Annotated in this window: 24 protein-coding genes; 6 read left to right on the top strand and 18 right to left on the bottom strand. The window is 69.1% G+C overall.

The features are described 5' to 3' along the window. Positions 1-114: 114 nt before the first annotated feature. A complete protein-coding gene (locus GCU53_RS22320; RefSeq protein WP_152389533.1) occupies positions 115-483 on the bottom strand; it encodes a DUF2946 family protein in 369 nt (122 codons plus the stop codon). 118 nt (positions 484-601) lie between these two features. Between GCU53_RS22320 and GCU53_RS22315 the strand changes: the two genes are divergently transcribed. The 4 genes from GCU53_RS22315 (at position 602) to GCU53_RS22300 (ending at position 4,629) form a co-directional block, all read left to right on the top strand. Next, entirely contained in the window at positions 602-1,264 is a 663-nt protein-coding gene (locus GCU53_RS22315; protein WP_152389532.1) for an ion channel, read from the top strand. A 92-nt stretch (positions 1,265-1,356) separates the two neighbouring features. Beyond that, positions 1,357-2,703 carry an omega-aminotransferase AptA gene (gene aptA, locus GCU53_RS22310; protein ID WP_152389531.1) on the top strand — a complete coding sequence of 449 codons (1,347 nt, stop codon included), beginning with the start codon at positions 1,357-1,359 and terminating at the stop codon, positions 2,701-2,703. 137 nt (positions 2,704-2,840) lie between these two features. After that, on the top strand, positions 2,841-3,887 hold the full coding sequence (locus GCU53_RS26285) for a sensor domain-containing diguanylate cyclase (RefSeq protein WP_425278157.1): 1,047 nt from the start codon (positions 2,841-2,843) through the stop codon (positions 3,885-3,887). A gap of 313 nt (positions 3,888-4,200) precedes the next feature. Beyond that, positions 4,201-4,629, top strand: coding sequence for a heavy-metal-associated domain-containing protein (locus GCU53_RS22300; protein WP_152389530.1), 429 nt, complete (start codon positions 4,201-4,203; stop codon positions 4,627-4,629). Between the two features lie 28 nt (positions 4,630-4,657). Here the strand turns inward: GCU53_RS22300 and GCU53_RS22295 are convergent, their stop codons facing one another. The 13 genes from GCU53_RS22295 to gstA form a co-directional block, all read right to left on the bottom strand. Further along, complete coding sequence (locus tag GCU53_RS22295; RefSeq protein WP_152389529.1) at positions 4,658-5,152, bottom strand: Dps family protein; 495 nt, start codon at positions 5,150-5,152, stop codon at positions 4,658-4,660. Between the two features lie 388 nt (positions 5,153-5,540). Continuing rightward, positions 5,541-6,518: a glutaredoxin family protein gene (locus tag GCU53_RS22290; RefSeq protein WP_244306922.1), complete on the bottom strand. Its 978-nt coding sequence runs from the start codon at positions 6,516-6,518 to the stop codon at positions 5,541-5,543. Beyond that, positions 6,508-7,065, bottom strand: coding sequence for a hypothetical protein (locus GCU53_RS22285; RefSeq protein ID WP_152389528.1), 558 nt, complete (start codon positions 7,063-7,065; stop codon positions 6,508-6,510). The genes GCU53_RS22290 and GCU53_RS22285 overlap by 11 nt, the downstream gene beginning before the upstream one ends. A gap of 9 nt (positions 7,066-7,074) precedes the next feature. Continuing rightward, entirely contained in the window at positions 7,075-7,302 is a 228-nt protein-coding gene (locus tag GCU53_RS22280; RefSeq protein ID WP_152389527.1) for a FeoC-like transcriptional regulator, read from the bottom strand. An 11-nt stretch (positions 7,303-7,313) separates the two neighbouring features. Continuing rightward, positions 7,314-9,653, bottom strand: coding sequence for a Fe(2+) transporter permease subunit FeoB (gene feoB / locus GCU53_RS22275; protein ID WP_152389526.1), 2,340 nt, complete (start codon positions 9,651-9,653; stop codon positions 7,314-7,316). Further along, positions 9,650-9,877 carry a FeoA family protein gene (locus GCU53_RS22270; protein ID WP_152389525.1) on the bottom strand — a complete coding sequence of 76 codons (228 nt, stop codon included), beginning with the start codon at positions 9,875-9,877 and terminating at the stop codon, positions 9,650-9,652. The genes feoB and GCU53_RS22270 overlap by 4 nt, the downstream gene beginning before the upstream one ends. A 27-nt stretch (positions 9,878-9,904) precedes the next feature. Beyond that, on the bottom strand, positions 9,905-12,073 hold the full coding sequence (locus tag GCU53_RS22265; RefSeq protein WP_152389524.1) for a heavy metal translocating P-type ATPase: 2,169 nt from the start codon (positions 12,071-12,073) through the stop codon (positions 9,905-9,907). Then, the gene (locus GCU53_RS22260) at positions 12,073-12,597 is read right to left on the bottom strand and encodes a YtxH domain-containing protein (RefSeq protein WP_152389523.1); all 525 of its coding nucleotides are present in this window, start codon (positions 12,595-12,597) and stop codon (positions 12,073-12,075) included. Before GCU53_RS22260 ends, GCU53_RS22265 begins: the two co-directional genes overlap by 1 nt. Then, positions 12,581-12,943, bottom strand: a complete 363-nt coding sequence (locus tag GCU53_RS22255) for a hypothetical protein (protein WP_152389522.1) — start codon at positions 12,941-12,943, stop codon at positions 12,581-12,583. The genes GCU53_RS22260 and GCU53_RS22255 overlap by 17 nt, the downstream gene beginning before the upstream one ends. Then, the gene (locus GCU53_RS22250) at positions 12,940-13,353 is read right to left on the bottom strand and encodes a hypothetical protein (RefSeq protein ID WP_152389521.1); all 414 of its coding nucleotides are present in this window, start codon (positions 13,351-13,353) and stop codon (positions 12,940-12,942) included. Before GCU53_RS22250 ends, GCU53_RS22255 begins: the two co-directional genes overlap by 4 nt. Position 13,354: 1 nt before the next feature. Further along, complete coding sequence (locus tag GCU53_RS22245; protein WP_152389520.1) at positions 13,355-14,050, bottom strand: ferritin-like domain-containing protein; 696 nt, start codon at positions 14,048-14,050, stop codon at positions 13,355-13,357. Then, on the bottom strand, positions 14,037-14,375 hold the full coding sequence (locus tag GCU53_RS22240; RefSeq protein ID WP_152389519.1) for a heavy-metal-associated domain-containing protein: 339 nt from the start codon (positions 14,373-14,375) through the stop codon (positions 14,037-14,039). Before GCU53_RS22240 ends, GCU53_RS22245 begins: the two co-directional genes overlap by 14 nt. Positions 14,376-14,656: 281 nt before the next feature. Next, positions 14,657-15,262 carry a glutathione transferase GstA gene (gene gstA, locus GCU53_RS22235; protein WP_152389518.1) on the bottom strand — a complete coding sequence of 202 codons (606 nt, stop codon included), beginning with the start codon at positions 15,260-15,262 and terminating at the stop codon, positions 14,657-14,659. An 836-nt stretch (positions 15,263-16,098) separates the two neighbouring features. Between gstA and GCU53_RS22230 the strand changes: the two genes are divergently transcribed. Next, positions 16,099-16,947: an NAD-dependent protein deacetylase gene (locus GCU53_RS22230; protein ID WP_152389517.1), complete on the top strand. Its 849-nt coding sequence runs from the start codon at positions 16,099-16,101 to the stop codon at positions 16,945-16,947. A gap of 79 nt (positions 16,948-17,026) precedes the next feature. Here GCU53_RS22230 and GCU53_RS22225 read toward each other — a convergent pair whose 3' ends face one another. Next, positions 17,027-17,338, bottom strand: coding sequence for a hypothetical protein (locus tag GCU53_RS22225; protein ID WP_152389516.1), 312 nt, complete (start codon positions 17,336-17,338; stop codon positions 17,027-17,029). A 289-nt stretch (positions 17,339-17,627) separates the two neighbouring features. Between GCU53_RS22225 and GCU53_RS22220 the strand changes: the two genes are divergently transcribed. Continuing rightward, positions 17,628-17,912, top strand: a complete 285-nt coding sequence (locus tag GCU53_RS22220) for a hypothetical protein (protein ID WP_152389515.1) — start codon at positions 17,628-17,630, stop codon at positions 17,910-17,912. A gap of 84 nt (positions 17,913-17,996) precedes the next feature. Here the strand turns inward: GCU53_RS22220 and GCU53_RS22215 are convergent, their stop codons facing one another. From GCU53_RS22215 to GCU53_RS22205, 3 genes are all read right to left on the bottom strand, one after another. Further along, complete coding sequence (locus GCU53_RS22215; RefSeq protein WP_152389514.1) at positions 17,997-19,328, bottom strand: OprD family porin; 1,332 nt, start codon at positions 19,326-19,328, stop codon at positions 17,997-17,999. Positions 19,329-19,444: 116 nt separating this feature from the next. Beyond that, positions 19,445-20,212 (bottom strand): ABC transporter ATP-binding protein, encoded by a 768-nt coding sequence (locus tag GCU53_RS22210; RefSeq protein ID WP_152389513.1) that lies wholly within the window; start codon positions 20,210-20,212, stop codon positions 19,445-19,447. Positions 20,213-20,308: 96 nt separating this feature from the next. Continuing rightward, a complete protein-coding gene (locus GCU53_RS22205; RefSeq protein ID WP_152389512.1) occupies positions 20,309-21,082 on the bottom strand; it encodes an ABC transporter permease in 774 nt (257 codons plus the stop codon). Between the last annotated feature and the right edge of the window lie 7 nt (positions 21,083-21,089).

Here is a 21,089-nt window from a genome sequence, read left to right as displayed (position 1 = left end):
CCCGGCCGTGGCCGGAACCACGCCGAAGTCGCAGGAAGGGTCGGCTTCGCGGGCGCACGCTCCCGCCACGGGCAGACGCCCGGGGATGGGAGCGACGGCGAAGCCAGGCGGGAATCAGGGCGCGCGGGGATTGGCCGGAGGCCAGTGCTGGCGGGGCGGCGCCTTGCCGCGCCGGGCCCGACCGCGACGCCAGGTGTGCAGCGGGCGCAGCCAGGCGCCGAGGACGAACAGCAGGGCCAGATCGACGAGGGCGAGGCAGCTGCAGAGCGGGCATTTGAAGAAGGCCGGCATCTGCGTCGAATCCTCCTCATCGCCATGGGACATCGGTCCGGCATGCCCTTCGCTCGCACAGGAGCCCTCCACCCCGGCCGGCATGAAGCCGACCATCTGTCCATGACCGAGGCTGCAATGCAACGCGCCGAGCAGGACGCTGAAATACAGCATCCAGGCGATCAGCGAGCGGTGGGCGCGCGGGAGGTCCATGGGCGTGGAGCAGGCCGGAGATTGGGAGGGCGAAAATCTATCCGATGGCTGCGCCCCATGACAGCCCCGCCGCGCCTATTTACACTGCCCCAGTCTTGTGCCGACGCCTCTGCCGCCGATGCAGCCACTCTTCCAGCACTTCATCCGCCTGCCTTCCGCCGGACTGCTGTTCATCCAGCTGCTGGGCGTGCTGCTCTATCCGCTGATGGAGGACACCCAGATCGGACCGGCGCTGCTCGGGGCCTTCGGGATCGTCGTGCTGGGCGCGGCGCTGCGCATGGTGCGCCGCAGCGCCGCGGTGACCTGGATCGCCCTGGTGCTGGCCGTCGCCATCCTCGTCCTGATGCTGGCCAACACCGTGGTCTCCGCCTGGGAGATCAAGCTGAGCCTGGCCCTGCTGGAGAGCGCCTTCTATTTCTATGCGGCAGGCAGCCTGATCTTCTACATGATGGAGGACCAGCGGGCGACCACCGACGAGCTCTTCGCCGCCGGCGCGACCTTCACCCTGCTGGCCTGGGCCTTCGCCTACCTGTTCATGGCCTGCCAGCTCGTCGCCCCGGACAGCTTCGTCGGCCAGGTGAATCCCGGCGCGACGCGCAGCTGGATGGACCTGCTGTTCTTGAGCTTCACCACCCTCTCCGGGGTCGGCGTCGGCGACATCCTGCCGCTCAAGCCCTTTTCCCGCGCCCTGGTGATGCTCGAGGAATTCGCCGGAGTCATGTATTTCACCCTGGTGGTCTCGCGCCTGATCGGCCTGACGATCCTCGGCGCCAGGCGTTAGGCAGGCGTCTTCGCCCCTCCGGGGCCGAGTCGCCCAACGACGGCACAGGCCGCTAGACTGGAATCAGCCCCCTTCCCAGCCTGCGAGGCCTCATGAATCGACCGCTGGAAATCCCCACCCTCTCCGTCGCCGGACTTGACCTGCGCGCCCACTGGATGCCCTTCACCGCCAACCGCAACTTCCAGCGCGACCCGCGCCTGGTGGTCGCGGCGCAGGGCAATTACCTGACCGACGCCGAAGGCCGGCAGGTCTACGACAGCCTCTCCGGCCTCTGGTGCTGCGGCGCCGGGCACGGCCGCCGGGAGATCGCCGAGGCGGTGGCGCGCCAGCTCGGCACCCTCGACTACTCCCCCGGCTTCCAGTTCGGCCACCCGCTGTCCTTCCGCCTGGCGGAGCGGATCGCCGGCCTGACCCCGGCCGGCCTCGACCACGTGTTCTTCACCAACTCCGGCTCGGAATGCGCCGACACCGCGCTGAAGATCGCCCGCGCCTACTGGCGCCTGAAGGGCAAGGCCGGCAAGACCAGACTGATCGGCCGCGCCCGCGGCTACCACGGAGTCAACGTCGGCGGCACCGCCCTGGGCGGCATCGTCGGCAACCGCAAGGCCTTCGGCCCGCTGCTGGACGTCGACCACCTGCCGCACACCCTGCTCGCCGAGAACGCCTTCAGCCGCGGCCTGCCCGCGCACGGCGGCGCGGCGCTGGCCGACGGGCTGCTCCGGCTGATCGAGCTGCACGACGCCTCGAACATCGCCGCGGTGATCGTCGAGCCGATGTCCGGCTCGGCCGGCGTCCTGGTCCCGCCCGAGGGCTACCTTGCGCGGCTGCGGGAGATCTGCGACCGCCACGAGATCCTGCTGATCTTCGACGAGGTCATCACCGGTTTCGGCCGCACCGGCGCGCTGTTCGGCGCCGAGCGCTTCGGCGTGACGCCGGACATCCTCAACCTGGCCAAGCAGCTCACCAACGGCGCCATCCCCATGGGCGCGGTGGTGGTCAGCGGGGCGATCTACGACACCTTCATGCAGCAGGACCTGCCCGAGCACGCGGTGGAGTTTGCCCATGGCTACACCTACTCGGCCCACCCGGTCGCCTGTGCCGCCGCCCTCGCCACGCTCGAGCTGCTGGAGCGCGAGAGCCTGGTGCAGCAGGCGGCGGAGCTGGCCCCCCACTTCGAGAACGCCCTGCACGGCCTGCGCGGTGCGCGGCACATCCTCGACATCCGCAACTGCGGCCTGGCCGGCGCCCTGCAGCTCGCCCCGCGCGACGGCGATGCCCTGATCCGGCCCTTCGAGGCGGCCATGCAGCTCTGGCGGCGGGGCTTTTACGTGCGCTTCGGCGGCGATACCCTGCAGTTCGGCCCCCCCTTCACCAGCTCCGCCAGCGAACTCGACCGCCTGTTCGACGCCGTGGGCGAGGTGCTCGGCGGGCTCGACTAAAGAAGGCCGGCGGCTCGGCGCGAAAGCCTCCGCATAATGGCAGTTTGATCTATTCTGCCCCTGGCTCCGTCTGCCGCCTGTGAGGCAGACGGGTGTATTCCCGCCGGCCGGAGTGCCGGCCCAGCAGTAGAGCGGACATGCATTCGCCAGAAAGCACCCCAGAAGAAACCGGTCGCGGGCCAGGGACGGCCTGCGACTGCAGCCGGGCCGCCAGCCTCGAGATCATCCTCGACAGCATCGACGCCATCGTCTATGTGGCGGACATGCACAGCCATGACCTGCTGTTTCTCAACAGCTACGGACGCCAGTACTACGGCAATCCCGGAGGGATGAAGTGCTGGCAGGTGATGCAGGCCGGACAGTCCGGCCCCTGCGACTTCTGCAGCAACCCCTATCTGCTCGACGGCAACGGCGAGCCGGCCGGCGTCCACGTCTGGGAGATCCGCAACACCCGTACCGGCCGCTGGTACGAATGCCGCGACCGGGCGCGCTACTGGGCGGACGGCCGCCTGGTGCGCATCGAGATCGCCACCGACATCACCGAGCGCAAGCGCATCGAGGCGGAGCTCGCCGAGGCCAAGCACCAGGCCGAAGCCCTGGCGCAGATCGACGAGCTCACCGGCCTGAACAACCGCCGGGCGTTCTTCCAGCTGGGCCTGCAGGCCTTCAGGCAGGCCGCGCGTGCCGCCAGCCCCATCGCCGTGATCATGTTCGACCTCGATCATTTCAAGCAGATCAACGATGTCCATGGCCACCTCGTCGGCGACAAGGTGCTGGTCGCGGTGGCCGACAGCATGCGCGCGCAGGTGCGCGAGGCGGACATCGCCGGACGGCTCGGCGGCGAGGAATTCGCGCTGATCCTTCCGGAAACCTCCCTGCCCGAGGCGCTGACCGTCGCCGAACGGCTGCGCGGCGCCATCGCCGCCACCAGCCTCGCGCACGGCGCCGGTCGTCATCCGCTGCACCTCCAGCTTCGGCGTCGCCGTCTGCGAGAACGGTTCGCTGGACCTCGAACACATGCTCAGCCTGGCGGATGCGGAGCTCTACAAGGCCAAGCGCAACGGACGCAACCGGGTGGAGCACACCCGCTGAAGGCGCTGCTACTTCGCCGTCCTGCAGGTCCGCACAGGGCCTTGCCACCCGCAGCCGTGGCGACGCCCTCGTGTAGCCGTAGGATGGGTTGACGCAGCGATACCCATCCTACGGCGTGAGGCAGTGGCCATCGGAAGGCCGTCCCGGAAGGATGGCAGGCGGAAAATACTGCAGCCACCCGGCTGGCCGCATGACTCGGGATACATTCCGCTTCAGCGAAGGCGCAACGCCAGGCTGACCGAACATCCGGTTCGGCTTGCCACGGAAGCCAAATGCGTATAATTATCAGTTGCCAATTCTCGCACCCACCCCGTTGATGCCGACTCCCCTTCCCGTCCTGCGCACAGCCATGCCGAGCCATGACTGGCGGAGAGTCGCTCATCTGCCGTACAGGATGAATCACCCATGAGTCGTATCGTTTCCGCGCTGCCCGGGCGCATCCGCATCCGTGACCGAGTGCTGCGGGACCGGGCGCGCCTGGCCCGGATTGAGGAGGCCCTGGCCGGCCTCGAAGGCGTCGACAGCCTGCAGCCCAACGCCCGTGCCGGCAGCCTCGTCCTGCACTTCGATGCCGCGCGGACCGCGGTCGAGGCGCTGGAGGCGAAGGTCGACTCGATCATCGACGCCGAACTGGCCCGGCCCCACGCGCCGCGCCGGCGCTCGCTGAAGATGCAGATCAACCGCGGCGCCAAGCTCGGCATGCTGGGCAGCCTGGCCGCCTCGCTGGCGCTGGCCGCGGCCGGCAAGAAAGGCGCGCATGCCGTCACCGGCGGCCTGTTCGTGGCCTGCCTGGGCGTGCACCTGGGCGTGCATCGGCGCTCGCTGGTGCGCTGAGCATCCCAGGCCACGCTCCGCGCATGGTCTACTCCTCCAGAAGACTGCGCAGCATCCAGGCGGTCTTCTCGTGCACCTCCAGCCGCTGGGTGAGCAGATCGGCCGTCGGCTGGTCGCCGGCCTTCTCGACCACCGGGAAGAGCTTGCGGGCGGTGCGGGCGGTCGCTTCCTGGGCGGCGACCAGATGACGGACCATCTCGCTCGCCTTCGGCACCCCCTTCACCTCCTCGATGGAAGCCAGTCTGGCGAATTCCGCATAGGTGCCCGGCGCCGGAAAGCCCAGCGCGCGGATGCGCTCGGCGATCAGGTCGAGGGCATCCCATTGCTCGGTGTACTGGGTCATGAACATCTGGTGCAGTGTATTGAACTGCGGGCCGGTCACGTTCCAGTGAAAGTTGTGGGTCATCAGATAGAGCGCGAAGCTGTCGGCGAGCAGTGCCGACAGGCCGTTGGCGATCTGCTCGCGATCCGCGGCCTCGATGCCGATATCGATGGCGGGAAGCTTGGCTTTGCGGTTTTCCATGGGAACACTCCTCTCGAAGAAACGACCTTCCTGATGCCCGGGCGAAGCCATGCTGTCGACCGAATCGGCCAGCCTTGCCAGGAACCGGGCATTCCCGAGCGGGAAGCGGGCTTTCTGGAGCATCCGGAAAAGCGGAAGACGCCCCCAGCAGAAAAAGGTTAGCCCTGAAAGTGACGGTCCACGCCGCCGTCGGTGAACGGCGAAGAGCCAGCAGCGTGCAGATGGCCGGGCGCTACGCCAGCCACTGCGGCCGCAGCAACATGACCGCCCCCAGAGCCAGCATGACTGCCCCGCTCACACGCTTGAGCCAGCGCCCCGCCCGTTCCTACAGCTGCCGCCCGCCGAGGGCGAGCAGCGCACTGGCCACCATCAGCAGGTCGTCCGCCAGCTAGCCCAGCACATACAGGCCCAGGTAGGCATAGTGGGCGGCCGGAGTCAGGTCCTGGCGGGCGAGGATCGCCGTGTAGAGCGCCGGGAAGCCTGCGGTGCACAGCAGCTCGACGACGTTCACCAGCAGCGCCAGCACGGCGACGCCGGCGAGCGCCGGCAGCAGCCGCTCGGCCTGCAGGATGGCACGCAGGCGGGCATAGAGCCCGGGCTTGGCCGCGGCCGGTATCGACAGCGTGAAGTCGCCGCCCGGCCGCAGTCCGTCCCGGAGATTGAGCGCACCGATCAGCAGGGCCAGGCCGCCGAGCAGCCGGGCCAGCGCCGCGGAGACGCCGACCAGCAGGAACAGGTTGAGCCAGGCGGTCAGGAAGGCGTAGTAGACCGCGCCGCCGGCCAGCACGAAGGTGCCGGCGACCAGCGCCATGCGCCGGCGGTCGTGCAGGCGCACCAGGAGCGAGAGAAGAAACAGCAGCAGCCACATCGCGCAGGGATTGAAGCCGTCGAGCAGGCCGAGGGCCAGGGTGAACAGCAGCAGCCCCAGGCGCTCCACGCTGAGGGTGCCGAACAGCCCGGTTTCGAGCGAATCGACAGGCAACGCTTGCCGATCGAGCAGCGCGACCAGCTCGGCGCTGGTGCGCCCGGCAGCGTCGAAGCCGACCAGCACCCGTTCGCCGATCACGAAGGTCGGCACGCCGGACGGCCAGACGCCGGCCTTGCGGGAAATCCGCAAGAGATCCTCGCGCGCCGCGGCATCGCGGTCCACCGGGCGCAGGACGATGCGCAGCTCGGGGCGCTCGGCGGCCAGCTCGGCGAGAAAGGCCTTGGCCACGCTGCAGTGCGGACAGCCGTCGCGCACGAACACCTCGACCGTCTGCTCCCCGGCGTGGTCCGCTGGCGGTTCGGCGAACGCCGAAGGCGGGCCTGCGAGCAGAAACAGCAGCACCAGCCGGCACAGCAGCGACACTCGCTCAGCGCCCATCGAGCCGCCCGACGCAGCCGGCGGCGATGGCGATCAGTTCGCGGGCCAGCTCGCGGGCGCCCGGCCAGGCATCCGCCAGCTCAGGCAGGTAGATCTCCAGCCCCAGGTAGAGAAAGGCCGGGTTGCGCCACACCTGCGGTGGGATGATGGTGCGCGCGTGCAGGTCGGCGCCCTCGTCGCCGAGGGGCACCACACGGACCTCCGCGCCGGTCAGGCGCTCGGCACCGGCCAACGCCGTGCGCAGGCAGGCGCACAGTGCCGGGTCGGCGCAGATCAGGTCGGCGCCGAGCTGCGGATCGGAGCCGCTGTGCAGGTCGATGAGCAAACGGTGACGATTGAGCACATGGGGCAGCAGCTGCAGGTACAGTGCCCGGTGCAGGGCCTCGTACTGGAAGCGCCGCGCGGCGGGCGGCGGCTGCCCGGACAGCCCTTCCGGGATCTCCAGCACCGCCACCTGCGCCGGGTCCATGCCTCCGGCCACGGCCTGGCCGAAGGCCAGTTCCTCGCGGTGGATGCCGATCACCAGCAGCGTCGGGGGGGTGTTCATCGGCGCCGCTCAGGAGTCGCCGGTCCACTCGTAGAGCACGAGCGTGCCCGGATCACACTGGCAGCAGGACGATCCACAAGTGGAGCCGGCGGGCAGGCGGCGCACGCGGCCCTTGCGCTCCAGGGTGGCGAGCATGGCCTCGACCGCCTCCGGCGTGCTGCCGGTGGCCGTCGCCAGATCGCGCAGGCTGGCCCGGCCGTGCAGTCGCAGGTACTGGCCGATCTCCGACAGGATCATGGTCTTCCTCCTCAGGTTCGCTGGGGAACAGCTGCCGGGGCGCCGCGCCCGGCGAAACGGCGCATGGCGTACAGCACCAGGCCGAAGAACATCAGCAGCGCACCGATCCAGACCAGCGAAGACAGCGGGTGACGGGTCAGGGTCGCCGCCTGGTAGAACAGGGTCGACACGCCATAGGCCAGCCCGGTGGTCCAGAGCGCCACGAACAGCGTCCAGCGCGGACCGGACTCCTGGTAGACCGTCGCGGTTGCCGAGGTGCAGGGCATGTAGAGCAGAATGAACAGCAGGTAGGCGAAGGCGCCGGCACGCCCGTCGAAGCGGCTCGCCATGGCACCGAAGACGCTGCTGGTTCGGGCCTGATCCGCCTCCGGCAGGCTCTGGCTCTGCGCCTCGATGCCGGCGACATCCCGGCGCCAGGAAGTGCTGCCCGGCAGCAGCTTGAGCCAGCCGTCGAACAGCGCGGCGAGGTTGGCGGGGATGGTCGCGAAGGCGGCGGCGATGCCGGCGCCCAGGGCGAGGGGTGACCTCTCGCCGGCATCCTGCGAGCCTGCCGCCAGGGACGCATAGGCGGCGTTCAGGGTGCCCACTATCGCCTCCTTGGCCAGCACGCCGGTGAAGATGCCGACCACCGCCGGCCAGTTGTCCTCGTCCAGCCCCAGCGGCGCGAAGGCCGGTGCGACGCCGCGGCCCACGGCGGCCAGCACCGATCGGTCGCTGTTCTCATTGCTGTAACTGCCGTCGGTGCCCAGCGCATTGAGCACGTTCACCACCAGTACCATGGGCACGATCACCCGCCCGGCGCGAAAGATGAAGCGCTTCAGGCGGTCCCAGGCATGGATCAGCACGCCCCGCACGGTCGGCACATGGTAGGGCGGCAACTCCATGATGAAGGGCGTGGCCTCGCCCTGCAGCAGGGTGTTCTTCAGCACCAGCCCGGTCAGCACCGCCACCGCAATGCCGATCAGGTACAGGCCGAACACCACGTTCTGCGCACCCTCGGGGAAGAAGGCCGCGGCCAGCAGCACATAGACCGGCAGGCGGGCGCCGCAGGACATGAAGTGCGCCATGGCGATGGTCATCAGGCGGTCGCGGCGGTGTTCCAGGGTGCGGGTCGCCATGATCGCCGGCACCGTGCAGCCGAAGCCGACCAGGAGCGGCACGAAGGACTTGCCCGGCAGGCCGATCCAGCGCATGAAGCGGTCCATCACGAAGGCGGCCCGGGCCATGTAGCCGGAATCCTCCAGCAGCGACAGGGACAGGAACAGAAAGCCGATTATCGGAATGAAGGACGCCACCACCCGCAGGCCGCCGCCGACGCCCTGCGCCAGCAGCAGCACCAGCCAGCCCGGCGCGCCGAGACTGGCCAGCAGCGCACCCAGACCGTCGACCAGCAGCACCCCGACGAGCTGCTCGAAGAAATCGATGAAGGCGCCGCCGAGGTTGATGGTGAGCATGAACATCAGATACATCATCGCCAGAAAGATCGGGATGCCCAGGGCGCGGTTGAGCACCACGCGGTCGATGTGCTCGGTGAGGTCGCGCCCGACCCGGCCGCCGACGCCGACCACCTCGCCGGCCAGGCGGTTGGCCAGCCCGTAGCGGGCATCGGCCACCTGGATGTCGAGGTCCTCGCCCAGCTTCGCGGCAAGCGCCTGCGCCTGCCCGCTCAGCGCACTGCCGGCGGTCTGCCGGGCGAGATCGTCGCCCTCCAGCAGGCGCACCGCCAGCCAGCGCGTCGAGGTGCCGGCATGGGCGGCGGTCGCCGCCAGCTGCGGTGCCAGGGCAGCGATCGCCTCCTCCAGCGCCGCCGCGTAGGCGACCTCGGCGGTCGCGCCGCGGCGTTCGGCGACGGCCTCGGCGATGGCCGCCTTGAGCTTCTCGATGCCCTCGCCCTCGGAGGCGACCACCGGCACCACCGGGCAGCCCAGGCGCTCGACCAGGGCCCTGGCATCCAGCGTCATGCCCCGGGCCTCGGCCACGTCGACCATGTTGAGCACCACCAGCAGCGGCACGCGCATCTCGACGAGCTGGCTGGTCAGGTAGAGGTTGCGCTCCAGGTTGGCGGCGTCGACGATGTTGATCACCAGATCGGCCTCGCTGCCGTGGACATAGTCGCGGGCGAGCTTCTCGTCGAGGGAGACCTCCTGGTCGGTCACGTCCAGCGAGTAGGTGCCCGGCAGGTCCACGACCTCGAAGCGCAGCCCGCGAAACAGGTATTCGCCACTCTTGCGCTCGACCGTCACCCCCGGCCAGTTGCCGACCCGCTGGTGCGAGCCGGTCAGGGCGTTGAACAGGGTGGTCTTGCCGCAGTTGGGATTGCCGACCAGGGCGATCAGGTAGAGGTCCTTCATAGCCGCTCCACCGAGAGCGCGTCGGCCTCGTCCCGGCGCAGCGACAGGGCGAAGCCGCGCACACGGATTTCCACCGGATCGCCCATCGGCGCCACCCGTGTGATGCTGATTTCCGCACCTGGCGTGAGGCCCATCGACAGCAGCTTGCGGCGGTAGGCGCTGCCGCCCTCGGCGAAGCCGAGGACCCTGGCGCGCTCGCCGACGTGAAGATCCCTGAGCAGCATGGAAAAACCTCCTTGTTCGGATGTCGGTCAGTGGCCTGTGGCGGTCGCGGGTCCGGCATCGGAACGCTTCGCGGCGCAGCGTTTCACCCGGGTCCCGGGCTCGCGCGGCAGGCCGGCGCCGGCCAGCGCGCGCAGGAGGATGGCGATGGTGCTGCCGTTGTGCAGCATCGAGGCGGCCACCGGGGTCAGCAGGCCGAAGGCCGCCGCACCGAGGATGCTGGTGTTGAGGCCGGCGGTGAGCTTGAAGTTGCCGTCGATCAGCCGCCGGGTGGCCAGCGCCAGGGCACGGGCGTCGGCGACCCGGGAAAAATCGTCTTCCAGCAAGGTGATGTCGGAAGCCAGGCGGGCGATGTCGGCGCCATGGTGCATGGCGATGCCGACCAGGGCGCCGGTCAGCGCCGGCGCGTCGTTCACCCCGTCGCCGACGAAGGCGATGCGCGCGCCCTCGGCGGCGAGTTGCTGCAGCACCTCGGCCTTCTGCTCCGGCAGCAGGCCGGCGCGAAACTCGTCGAGGCCCAACTCCTCGGCCAGCGCACGGGCGCGCTCCGGCTGGTCGCCGGTGAGCATCAGGATGCGCCGGACGCCCAGCGCGCGCAGCCGCGCCACGGTTTGGGCGGCATTGTCGCGCACGCTCTCGGTCAGCCCCAGGACGCCGATCAGCTCGCCGCCGAAGCCGATGTAGAGGAGGGTCTTGCCTTCGCCGTGCAGGCGCTCGATCACCTCGGCATGGGCCGCGGTGGAGATCCCCTCGTCGTCCTCGATGAAGTGCCGCGAGCCGACCACGACGCGCTTGCCGTCGATCACGCTGGCCACGCCATGGGCGACCACGAACTGCACGGCCTGGTGATCGAAGTGGTGCGGATGTTCGAGGCGGTGGGCCGCCGCCACCACCGCCTCGGCGACCGGATGGACGTAATGCTCCTCGACCGAGGCGGCCAGGTTGGTCAGGTCCTCCGAGGTATAGGCGGCGCTGAAGGCGATCGAATCGGTCACCTTGAGCACGCCGGTGGTCAGGGTGCCGGTCTTGTCGAAGACGAAGGTGTCGGCGCGAGCCAGGCGCTCCAGGGCCTTGGCGCTCTTGATCAGGATCGCCGACTGTCCGGCGCGGTACATCGCCGCCTTGAAGGCCACCGGCGTGGCCAGTTTCAAGGCACAGGAATAGTCGGCCTGCAGCACCGCCGCGACGCGCTGCCCGTCGCCGGTCAGCAGCCAGGTGGCGCCGGCCAGGCCGAGCACCATGGGCACCAGGCGGTCGGCCAGGCGCGCGGCCTCGAGCTGGGTCTCGCTCTTCACCGAGAGCGACTGCTCGACGAATTCGGCGATCCGCGCGGCGGCGGCCTGCCGGCCGACCCGCTCGGCGTAGATGCGCAGGCGCCCCTCCTCGATCAGGGTCGCCGACAGCACCCGGTCGCCGCGCCGGCGTACCACCGGCACGCTCTCGCCGGTCATGGTCGCCTCGTTGACCAGCGCCTCGCCGCCGAGCACGGTGCCGTCCACCGGGATCACCGTGCCGGTGGCGGCGATCACGCTGTCGCCGACCTGCACCTCGGCGGCATCGATCAGCGTCTCGACGCCGTTGCGCTCGACCCACACCTCGCCGCCCGGCGGGCGCAACAGGTGCTTGAGCAGCTCGTCGGAGCGGCGCTCGATGGACTCCTCGAGGTATTCGCCGAGCGCCAGTAGAAAGGAAGTGGTATTGGCGGCGAGAAAATCGCTGCGGCCGATGGAGATGCCCACGGCGAGAGCTTCCAGCACATGGGAGGTGATGCCCTTCTCGAGAAAGTCGTCGACCGCTTCGCCGAGCAGCGGCACGGCGGCGCCGAAGGCGACCGGCGCCTGCAGGGTCGGCTGCAGGCTGGAGGTGGCCAGCAATGTAGCGCCGCTCATGGCCACCGCGCCCAGGCGCGCGGCCTCGCTGTGCCGGTGGTTGGCGGCCGGCAGCGGCAGGCCCGACGGCGACAGGGCGAGAATGGCGGCGGCCAGGCTGTCGGGGTCGGTGACGCCCGGCTCGAACTCCACCACCAGCGAGCGCGCCGCCGGATTGGCGCGCGCCTGCAGCACGCCCTTGAGGGTTCTGACCTCGTATTCGATGCTGTGCGCATCGAGCGGCATGCCCGCCCGGCAGCGGTAGCGAAAGCGCACCCGACCGAGCGTTTGGTGCAGCGGCTGCAGCCGGACGAACCAGTCGCCGTCCATCAGTCCTCTCCGTGACGCTCGGCGGCGACCTCGGCCTTGAGGTCGGCCATCTGCTCCTTCATCTCCTCGAAGCCGCCGGCGACGCCGGCATAGAGCTTCATGCCGGCCTTGATCAGCTTGCCGCGCAGCTCCTCGTCGGCCAGCACCCAGGCCGCGGTGGCGCCGAGCACCGCGCCGAGCAGGAACTGCTCGGCATTGCCCGAACGCAGGAAGGCCGGCATGTTCTGCAGCAGGCCGGCATCGAACAGGCCGGCGCCGGGGAAGCCGCCGCCGAACGCGCCATTGCCACCGTAGCCGTATCCATAGCCGTGGCCATGGTGGTGGTAGGTACCGCCATGCATGCCATCGAAACCTTGCTGCGGCTGCGGCCCGCCGCCATACCCACCGTAACCGCCATATGCCGTCCCATAGCCGCCGCCCTCGCCGTACTGCGACCCGGCCGCCTGGGGCGGCATTTCGCCATAACCCATGCCATAGGGTCCGCCGCCGGCGTACTGCTTCTTGTACTTATGCTTCTTGCCCATCCTGTTTCTCCTTGTCGAGCCGGGCCGCATCGCGCAGCAGCTGTTCGAGCAGCAGCACGCCCCCGGCACCGAGTGCAGCGGCGACCAGCGCGCTGGAATAGTCGCCCTGGCGGACGGCCGTCGCGGCCCGCGACCCGGCGGCGAATGCCGTGCCGCCCTGCAGGGCCTGGCGCAGCACCTTCCGCAGCTGGGTCGGCGACTGCGGGCGGGCGCCGCCCTGGAACGCCGAGAGACAGGCGGTGGCGACGAAGGCGCGGGTGAATTCGGTGCTCATGGGCAGCGGCGGCGGATAGAGCGGATACGCCGGATAGGCCACATGGCCGGGGCCGAGGGGCTGGTATCTCATGGTGCCCGATCCCCCCTCTTGCCCTCAGTGCCTTCCAGGGACTCGCTGGCGGTCCAGAGATGGCGCTCGCCCCCGACCGCTCCGCCCTGCCTGCCCTGTGCGCCCTGGGTGCCCGGCGTGCCCGTCACCGGCTCGGCGGCGGCGCGCGCCGTGGCCGCCTCCTCCTCGTTCAGGTGCGGGGGTTCGCCGGCGGCGGCCTGCTCGGGCCCGGGTGCGGCCTCCTGCCTCCCGGCGAGACGGGCGCGGGCCCGCGCCGAGGCGTTCTCGATCGCCTCCAGACTGGACACGGTGGCGCCGCGCAGACCGCCCTGGGCCTTGTCCAGGCCCTCTTGGGTCTTCTCGCTCTTGAACAGCTTGAGCAACGCGGCTCCCGTCACGACGCCGACGGCAAAGGGAATGATATGGAACATCTCAGTCCTCCTTTCGATTTCGACCGGGCCGGTTCTTCAGCAGATAGACCCCCGTCCCGCCTGCCAGCATGCCGGCCAGCATGGCGGGATGGCTGTGACGCAAGAGGGGGCTGAAAATGCCGAGCGGACCGGCCTGGATGCCCAGATGGGCGAACGCCCGCTCCATGAAGTCGGAAAGCGGGCCGTGCTGCACGTAGGCCTGTTGCGGCGGGATGCCCCTGTCCGCGTGGTAGCGCTCCTGCGCCATGGCCTCCAGCACCGCCTGGCGGAACGCCGGCAGGTGCCGCTCCAGCGAGGCCGCCCGCAGGCTCTGGAACACCCGGCGCGCCTCGGGCTCGGCCGCCTGGGAGAGCAGATAGTCGTACAGGCGGATGTTGGCGATCTCGCCGGCGACCGCCCGCTCGCAGTTGACCAGCCAGCTGGGCGAGACGCTGGTTTCCTGCGGGAAGGGATTCAACGGGCGGGGAATGCCGAAGCGCTGGCACAGGTTCGAGAGCGCGGCGATGTGCCGCTCCTCGGAGCGCAGGATGCTGGCGAAGGGCTGACGCGCCCCGAACGCCTCGACCACTCCGGCATAGAAGCTCTGGGCGGCGTATTCGTCGTAGAGGGCGATGCGCACGGCCTGATGCAGGATGGGAAAGGGAGCGGCGGGATCGATCCGCTGGCTGCGCAGGATCGGCTCGTCATAGTTTCTCATGCATGATCTCCCCGTAGATCTCACGCAGAATCTGCTCGAGAGTCGCCGCGGCAGGCGATTCGACGCCGGCCAGGAAATCGCTCCAGGCCTCGGCCGGAATCACCTGCGGGTCGTATTCCACGGAGCACGAGCGAGCCAGCAGATTGACCCTTATCGAGTGCACGCCCGGCGTGCGATCCAGAATAGATTTGAATTGTCGGGCCTGCCGGCCCTGGCGGACGATTGACTCGTAGTCGGCCACCAGCTTGAGGCGGATACGCCCGTGGATGTGGTGGGCGATGCGGATGTAGACGAGGTAGCCGCGCAGTTCATCGAAGCTGAGCATCGGGGAAACCTCCCCACGGCGATTCGGATGGATTGGCGGGGGAGATCCGCCGCCCGCCTGCGGCCGGGCGCTGCCGGCGAATGCCCGGAGCCGGGCGGCAGGCTGGCCCGGCGTCGCTCAAAAGCTATGGCAGCATTATCCGTGGCTGTCAAAACGCGAAGGACTCGCATCGGGCGCGGCGCGCCACGGACCGTCCGGGAAGCGCTGGGCGGAGCGTCGTGGGCGGGGGCGGCCCTCCCCCTGTCCCACGGCAAACGGTCAGGGTGGCGCTGCCCGTCCCGCTAGATCAGCCCCTCCGCCTGCATCGCCTTCTGCACGGCGGGCCGCGCCGCCACCCGGTCGTGGAAGGCGCGCAAGGCCGGCCAGGGGGACAGATCGATGTCCAGCGGCTTGGTCCAGCTCAGCACGGTGAACAGATAGGCGTCGGCCACGGAGAAGCGCGCACCGTTTAGGTAGTCCTGGCCGGTGAGCACCTTGTCGACGTAGGCCAGGCGCTTCTCGAGGGCGGCCAGTGCGGCCTGCTTCCACTCGGGAGTGATCTGCGAATTGAACAGCTGACCGATCTCCTTGTGCAGTTCGCTGCTGATGAAGAACAGCCATTCGTGGACGCGGAACCGTTCCAGGGTGCCGTTGGAGGGCAGCAGACCGGCCTCGGGCAACTTCTCGGCGAGGAACAGGGCGATGGCCCCGCTTTCGGTGAGCCGCTGGCCGTCGTTCAGCTGCAGGGTCGGCACATAACCCTTGGAATTGACGTTGTAGTAATCCCCACCGCCCTCGATGGTATGACTCTTCAGATCTACCTTCTCCAATTCATAGGGCAGGCCCAGTTCGCAAAGAACGATGTGCGGAACCAGGGAGCAAGCCCCCGGGGTGTAGTAGAGCTTCATGGTTTCTCCTCGATCGACGAATTGCTCGGCTCGCCCGGCAATCTTAGAACGGCCCCGTCGCCTCTGCTAACAGAGCATCGAAAACCAGCGGACACCGCCCGGAGTCGGCTGGAGTGCGATCTTGCGGGGAGTCGGCTCGCCACTGCCGCGGCCTGCGCCTTCCTCCGGCCGGCCATGGCCAGACCATGCCGCACCAGCCCTCGGCCCAGACGCCCCGGCGCTGCGCGCCATGAGGCCGGGCAGATCGCCTGTGCCACCCGATCAGCCCCCAGCTTCCGGCTCTCGCCGTACGGCTGACAGACGCCGTGGCTGGCGTCGCCGCGGCCACCGCGGTAGAGGTTGACGAAATCTTATCTGCCGGACTCCGGAAAAACGGCTCCCGATCCCGGCAACCGGACGCCGATCGAGCTGCGGACTCCGCCTACGGAACAGCGGATCGGGCCTGCATGTTTGCCCACAGAAAGTGTGGATCGAACTGTGGACAAATGCGGTATGACTGGCCGCAGAGCCGATGAAACCTGGCCTGGAGGGCAGCGCTCACTTTTTGACCAGCGGCATGACGAAGCCTCCTGCCAGCACATAACCACCTGAAATATCAAGTCATTTCCAGTAGGCCGACAGGAGATAACCGACACGCCCGGAGGTACTACAAGCCCTTGCTTGTCAACTGCCGGCCGGGAAAAAATCTGTGGATAACCCTGTGGGCAATGGCGCACTCAAGCGGCCGGATCGACTCTGCCTTATGCTCAGCCTTTCCGTTTCACCCCATGCCGTTCGCCGAGACAGCGCACGACCGGCCGGCCGCTTCCGCCGAACCGACAGATGTGGAGACACCCATGCCGCACGACCTCGATCCCCCCGCCGCCCTGCTGGAGCTGTGCGCGCTCATGGCGCGGCAGCCGCTGCTGGTCCTGACCGGCGCGGGCCTCAGCACGCCCTCGGGCATTCCGGCCTATCGCGACAAGGAGGGCGTCCGCCATGGCCGGACGCCGATGACCTATCAGGAGTTCACCGGCTCGGCCGCGGCGCGCAGGCGCTACTGGGCGCGCAGCATGATCGGCTGGCCGAAGATGCGCGAGGCGCAGCCGAACGCGGCGCACCAGTCCCTGGCCAGGCTCTCGGCCGGACGGCGGATCGCCGGCCTGATCACCCAGAACGTGGACGGGCTGCATCAGGCGGCCGGCAGCGAGGACGTGATCGAGCTGCACGGCAACCTGCACCGGGTGCGCTGCCTGGATTGCGGCAAACGGCTGTGGCGCAGCGAGATCCAGTCCGTGCTGGAAGCGGAGAACGCCTACCTGCAGGGCGCCGAGGCCGTCCTCGCCCCGGACGGCGACGCCCGGCTGGCGGAGGCCTGGCTGGAGGGGTTCCGCGTCCCCTGGTGCCCCTGCTGCGGCAGCGACCTGCTCAAGCCGGATGTGGTGTTCTACGGCGAGGGCGTGCCGGCCGAGCAGACCGAGGCGACCGCGCGGAGCATCGAGCGGGCGCCGGCGCTGCTGGTGATCGGCTCGACGGTGATGACCTATTCCAGCTTCCGGCTGTGTCGCTCGATCGCCGAGCTGGGCAAGCCGCTGGCGGCGATCAACCAGGGCGCGATGCGCGCCGAAGCCCTGCTGACCCTGAAGATCGAGCGGCCCTGCGAGCAGGTGCTGCCCTGGCTCGCCGAGCGCCTGGGGGTCGCCTAGGGCCTGTTAACACTACTCTCCGCAAGCCGCGTTGCCGCGGCCGTGTGGAGTAGGGTTAACAGGCCCTAAGCCGGAGGAATCAGGGCAGCGGCCGGATCGTCGGCACGTCGAAATGCACGGCGAGCATCGCCACCAGCTCCGATAGCGGCACGTTCTCGTGGGTATCGGTGCTGTTCGGGTATTCCAGATGCACGCCGTAGCGATCCGCACTCTGCCCGAGTGTGTAGAGCCAGGCGCGCACGCCGGGCTCCTCGCGGTGCAGCAGATAGACGGCCCGCGGGTCCAGCGAGGTCGTGGCATCGATGCCGAAGGCATCCGGCCCCAGCTGCTCGCTCAGCAGCAACAACACATGGCGAATGTCCTGATGTTTGTCCAGCGCCCAGATATTCATGCTCGCGCTCCGTATCTCCCACCGCTTCCGAAACAGCATTCTTCAAAACCGGTTGCAAAAAACCGAGCGTTGCACGCGGTATCACGGCGGATGACGATCTGCTCTAATGCGGCCCGATCAGCGGTCGGCCATGCGCCAATCGCCCCCGCCAGGGCAGCCCGCAGGCTGCGGGGATGTTGCCAAACCGCTCGTCGGACGGCAACGACAGGCCCGGGCACAGGCGGAAGAACATCATGAACCGGAAAGCCCGGCGTAGGCGCAGCGGCTTTGCAGTGACAAGGGGAGAAAAATGGGTGAGGTGAATTCATCGCCTGTATCGACGGAAGTGTTCAACCTGATCGTCCCGCTCGAGCGAAAGCTGAAGGCGCATCTGCGCCTGCTGCCCGACCGGCACCGCGCCGACACCTGGCTGCTGGACGTGCGCCTGTTCTACGAGACCCATCCGGCGGGCCGGACCAGCTTCACCCTGAACGGCTACACCCGCGAAGAGGCCGAGGCGGAGGCACGCAATATCAGGAACAACGCCTACCTGATGCAGGAAATCGATCAGTACCTCTGGAGCGAGAACGACTGATCCCCGCCGCCAGGCGTGCCCGCCCCCGCGCGGGCGCGCCCTCCGGAACGCCCGGATGCCGGGCGCTCGCCCTGCCCTCTCCCCTCAGAACAACGGCACGCTGTACAGGACAATCAGCCGGTTCTCGTCGATGTCGCGCTGGCTGGCCACGTGGCTGCGCAGCGAGGCGTTGGCCCAGGCGATGCCCAGCCCCTTGAGCGGGCCGCTCTGCAGCACGTAGTCGAGGCGCAGGTCGCGCTCCCATTCCCGGTCGCTGCGCGCACGGCCGGCAACGTCGATGTGCCAAGCCTTGTTGTAGATCACCCGGGCGCTCAGGCCGGGAAGGCCGAGTGCGGCGAAGTCGTAGCTGTAGGTCGCGCCCAGCACGCGCTCGCCGGCGCAGCTGAAGCCGCCGATCTGGCGGGTGGCGATGGTGTAGCTGGTGGCGCCGTCGCTCTGGTTGAGATAGGGCAGCTCGCTGTCGCCCTCGTTCTGCTGGTAGCCGAGGCCCAGCGCATGGCCGCCGAGGCGGTAGGTGAACAGCGCGCTCCACAGCCGGCTGTCCACCTCGCCCTTCTCCAGGTCGTTGGCCAGCCGCGCGTCGCCGATGGTGTAGCCGTCGGCGCGGCCGGCGGCGCTGGCGTTGTCGCCGTCCGGCTCGCTGTGGAAATAGCGCAGGTCGCTGGTCAGGCTGCCGACCGGCAGCGCCAGGGTATGGGTCAGGCCGACGAAGTGCTGCTCGTAGAAGTCCTCCAGGGTCGCGTAGTAGTACTGCAGCAGCAGGTTCTTGCCGATTCGGTAGTCGGCGCCGCCGTAGTAGAACTTGTTGCTGCGCCGGGTGCGGTTGCCGGGCACGCTGAGCGCCTGGCGGTCGGTGGAGGCGCGCCCCTTGGCGTGCTCCAGCATGCCGCCGATCAGCGTCAGGTCGGCGAACTCGGCGGAGGTGATCTGCCCGCCCTCGAAGGTCTGCGGCAGCAGGCGGCCGTCGTTGAACACCACCACCGGCAGGCGCGGCTGCAGGGTGCCGATGTGCGCCTCGGTCCTGGAGATGCGCAGCTTGCCGGTCAGGCCGAGAGAGCCGAAGTGGTCGACCGCGCTGTTGTCGTGGTCGAGGGGGAACAGCTGGCCGGGATTGCGGCTGCGCCCGGCCTTGTCGGTGCGTCCGCCGGAATCCAGCTTGACGCCGAGCAGGCCGATGGCATTGAGGCCGACGCCGACCGGTCCCTGGGTGTAGCCGGAGCGGAAATTGAGTATGAAACCCTGCCCCCACTCCTCCGCCTTCGAGGGCGCCGCCTCGCCGCTGCGGTAATCCTGATTGAAGTAGAAGTTGCGCAGGCCGAGGCTGGCCTTGCTGTCATCGATGAAACCTGCGGCGGATGCGCATGGCAGACCCACGACGCCCGCCACCGTGGCCATGGCCAGAATGGACGTTCTCATGCTTCAGCTCCGGAAGCGTGCAATTGGTCGGGTCGGCCGGGAGAACGTTTCGTCGTCGAATGGGCTGTCGCGGACCGACCCCCGTGAAGGTGTCGGCTTGGAGGAAACCCGCGGCGTCAGGCGATGGCCTGGCGGCGGGTGAAGTCCTGCAGGATGTCGCTGCGCAGCTCGGCGAGCCGCGGATCGTCGCGCCTCCTCGGATGGGGCAGATCGACCGGAACGATGCGCCGGATGCGTCCGGGGCGCGGCTCCATCACCACCACCCGGTCGCCGAGCAGCACCGCCTCGTCGACGTCGTGGGTGACCAGCACGGTGGTGATGCCCTCGGTCTGCCAGATGCGCGCCAGCTCGTCCTGCAACTGGGCGCGGGTCAGCGCATCGAGGGCGCCGAAGGGCTCGTCGAGGAGCAGGACCTTCGGCCGGTTGACCAGCCCGCGGGCGATCGCCACGCGCTGGCTCATGCCGCCGGAGAGCTGCGCCGGCCAGGCCCTGGCGAAGTGTTTCAGGCCGACCAGCTCCAGGTGCGCGTGGACCCGGGCCAGGCGCTCGGCCTTGTCCAGCGGCGAGTTGGCCAGCGCCAGCAGCACGTTGTCCTCCACCGTCAGCCAGGGGTACAGGCGGTGATCCTGGAAGACGATGCCGCGCGCCGGATCGGTGCCGTGGATCGGTGCGCCGTCCAGGCGCAGGCTGCCGCCGCTGGCCTCCTCCAGGCCGACCAGCAGGCGCAACAGGGTGGATTTGCCGCAGCCGCTGCCGCCGACGATGCTGACGAACTCGCCCTGACGGATGTCCAGGGAAATGTCGTCGAGAACGTGCAGCTCGCCCTCCTTCAAGGGAAAGCGCTTGTCCACGCCGTGCAAACTCAGAAAACCGGTCCCTCTCATCGAAAACTCCCATCAGTTGAAGTGCAAAACGGTGAATCCAGGACTGTCCGTTGTGTAGGGTGGGAAACGGCCACCGGCCTTTCCCACCAGCGGCACTCAGCGCCCGCCGCCGCGCCAGGCCAGCGCGCGCGCCTCGATCCAGGCGGCCAGGCGATTGAGGACCAGGCCGACGGCACCGACCACCAGCAGGCCGTAGATCACCTGGTCCATCTCGAAATGCTCGCGGCCGTCGATCATGGTGTTGCCGATCCCCGGCCCGGCGGAAAAGAAGTACTCGGCGCCGAGCGTGGCCAGCCAGGCGTAGATCAGCCCCAGGTGCAGGCCGGTGAAGATCGCCGGCGCGGCGGACGGCAGCACCAGGCGCAGCAGCCGCTGCGCCGGGGTCAGGCCGAGCACCCGGGCCACCTCGAGCAGCTCGTGGCGGGTGGCGCGGATGCCCTCGAAGCTGTTCAGCGCCACCGGGTAGAACACCGCCAGGGCGATGAAGGCTACCTTGGCCGGCTCGCCGAAACCGAACCAGGCCGAGAGCAGCGGAATCCAGGCGAACAGGGCGATCTGCTTCAGGGCGTGGAAGGTCGGCCCGACCAGCCGCTCGGCCAGCCGCGACAGCCCGAGCAGGCCGCCGAAGACCAGGCCCGCCAGGCTGCCGAGGGCGAAGCCCGACAGGTTACGGCCGAGGCTGGCGGCGAGGCTCCGCCACAGCTCGCCGCTGGCCACCGCCTGCCAGGCCGTCTCCAGCACCGCCACGGGGCTGGCGACCAGCTTGGTATCCACCCAGTCCTGCGCGGTGGCCAGCCACCAGAGCAGCAGCAGGACTCCCGGCACCACCCAGCCGCGCAGATCGGGCCGTTTGCGGGTTGCTTCGGACATGCGCGCG

This window comes from Azotobacter salinestris (genome assembly GCF_009363155.1).
GTDB lineage: Bacteria > Pseudomonadota > Gammaproteobacteria > Pseudomonadales > Pseudomonadaceae > Azotobacter > Azotobacter salinestris.
Note: the sequence above shows the minus strand (reverse complement) of the source record. Positions and strands in the feature narration are given on the sequence as shown.

What these genes read in the sequence shown, in the direction of transcription:
- GCU53_RS22320 (WP_152389533.1), bottom strand. Translation starts at nt 483, where the DNA reads ATGGACCTCCCGCGCGCCCACCGCTCGCTGATCGCCTGGATGCTGTAT.
- GCU53_RS22315 (WP_152389532.1), top strand. Translation starts at nt 602, where the DNA reads ATGCAGCCACTCTTCCAGCACTTCATCCGCCTGCCTTCCGCCGGACTG.
- aptA (WP_152389531.1), top strand. Translation starts at nt 1,357, where the DNA reads ATGAATCGACCGCTGGAAATCCCCACCCTCTCCGTCGCCGGACTTGAC.
- GCU53_RS26285 (WP_425278157.1), top strand. Translation starts at nt 2,841, where the DNA reads ATGCATTCGCCAGAAAGCACCCCAGAAGAAACCGGTCGCGGGCCAGGG.
- GCU53_RS22300 (WP_152389530.1), top strand. Translation starts at nt 4,201, where the DNA reads ATGAGTCGTATCGTTTCCGCGCTGCCCGGGCGCATCCGCATCCGTGAC.
- GCU53_RS22295 (WP_152389529.1), bottom strand. Translation starts at nt 5,152, where the DNA reads ATGGAAAACCGCAAAGCCAAGCTTCCCGCCATCGATATCGGCATCGAG.
- GCU53_RS22290 (WP_244306922.1), bottom strand. Translation starts at nt 6,518, where the DNA reads ATGGGCGCTGAGCGAGTGTCGCTGCTGTGCCGGCTGGTGCTGCTGTTT.
- GCU53_RS22285 (WP_152389528.1), bottom strand. Translation starts at nt 7,065, where the DNA reads ATGAACACCCCCCCGACGCTGCTGGTGATCGGCATCCACCGCGAGGAA.
- GCU53_RS22280 (WP_152389527.1), bottom strand. Translation starts at nt 7,302, where the DNA reads ATGATCCTGTCGGAGATCGGCCAGTACCTGCGACTGCACGGCCGGGCC.
- feoB (WP_152389526.1), bottom strand. Translation starts at nt 9,653, where the DNA reads ATGAAGGACCTCTACCTGATCGCCCTGGTCGGCAATCCCAACTGCGGC.
- GCU53_RS22270 (WP_152389525.1), bottom strand. Translation starts at nt 9,877, where the DNA reads ATGCTGCTCAGGGATCTTCACGTCGGCGAGCGCGCCAGGGTCCTCGGC.
- GCU53_RS22265 (WP_152389524.1), bottom strand. Translation starts at nt 12,073, where the DNA reads ATGGACGGCGACTGGTTCGTCCGGCTGCAGCCGCTGCACCAAACGCTC.
- GCU53_RS22260 (WP_152389523.1), bottom strand. Translation starts at nt 12,597, where the DNA reads ATGGGCAAGAAGCATAAGTACAAGAAGCAGTACGCCGGCGGCGGACCC.
- GCU53_RS22255 (WP_152389522.1), bottom strand. Translation starts at nt 12,943, where the DNA reads ATGAGATACCAGCCCCTCGGCCCCGGCCATGTGGCCTATCCGGCGTAT.
- GCU53_RS22250 (WP_152389521.1), bottom strand. Translation starts at nt 13,353, where the DNA reads ATGTTCCATATCATTCCCTTTGCCGTCGGCGTCGTGACGGGAGCCGCG.
- GCU53_RS22245 (WP_152389520.1), bottom strand. Translation starts at nt 14,050, where the DNA reads ATGAGAAACTATGACGAGCCGATCCTGCGCAGCCAGCGGATCGATCCC.
- GCU53_RS22240 (WP_152389519.1), bottom strand. Translation starts at nt 14,375, where the DNA reads ATGCTCAGCTTCGATGAACTGCGCGGCTACCTCGTCTACATCCGCATC.
- gstA (WP_152389518.1), bottom strand. Translation starts at nt 15,262, where the DNA reads ATGAAGCTCTACTACACCCCGGGGGCTTGCTCCCTGGTTCCGCACATC.
- GCU53_RS22230 (WP_152389517.1), top strand. Translation starts at nt 16,099, where the DNA reads ATGCCGCACGACCTCGATCCCCCCGCCGCCCTGCTGGAGCTGTGCGCG.
- GCU53_RS22225 (WP_152389516.1), bottom strand. Translation starts at nt 17,338, where the DNA reads ATGAATATCTGGGCGCTGGACAAACATCAGGACATTCGCCATGTGTTG.
- GCU53_RS22220 (WP_152389515.1), top strand. Translation starts at nt 17,628, where the DNA reads ATGGGTGAGGTGAATTCATCGCCTGTATCGACGGAAGTGTTCAACCTG.
- GCU53_RS22215 (WP_152389514.1), bottom strand. Translation starts at nt 19,328, where the DNA reads ATGAGAACGTCCATTCTGGCCATGGCCACGGTGGCGGGCGTCGTGGGT.
- GCU53_RS22210 (WP_152389513.1), bottom strand. Translation starts at nt 20,212, where the DNA reads ATGAGAGGGACCGGTTTTCTGAGTTTGCACGGCGTGGACAAGCGCTTT.
- GCU53_RS22205 (WP_152389512.1), bottom strand. Translation starts at nt 21,082, where the DNA reads ATGTCCGAAGCAACCCGCAAACGGCCCGATCTGCGCGGCTGGGTGGTG.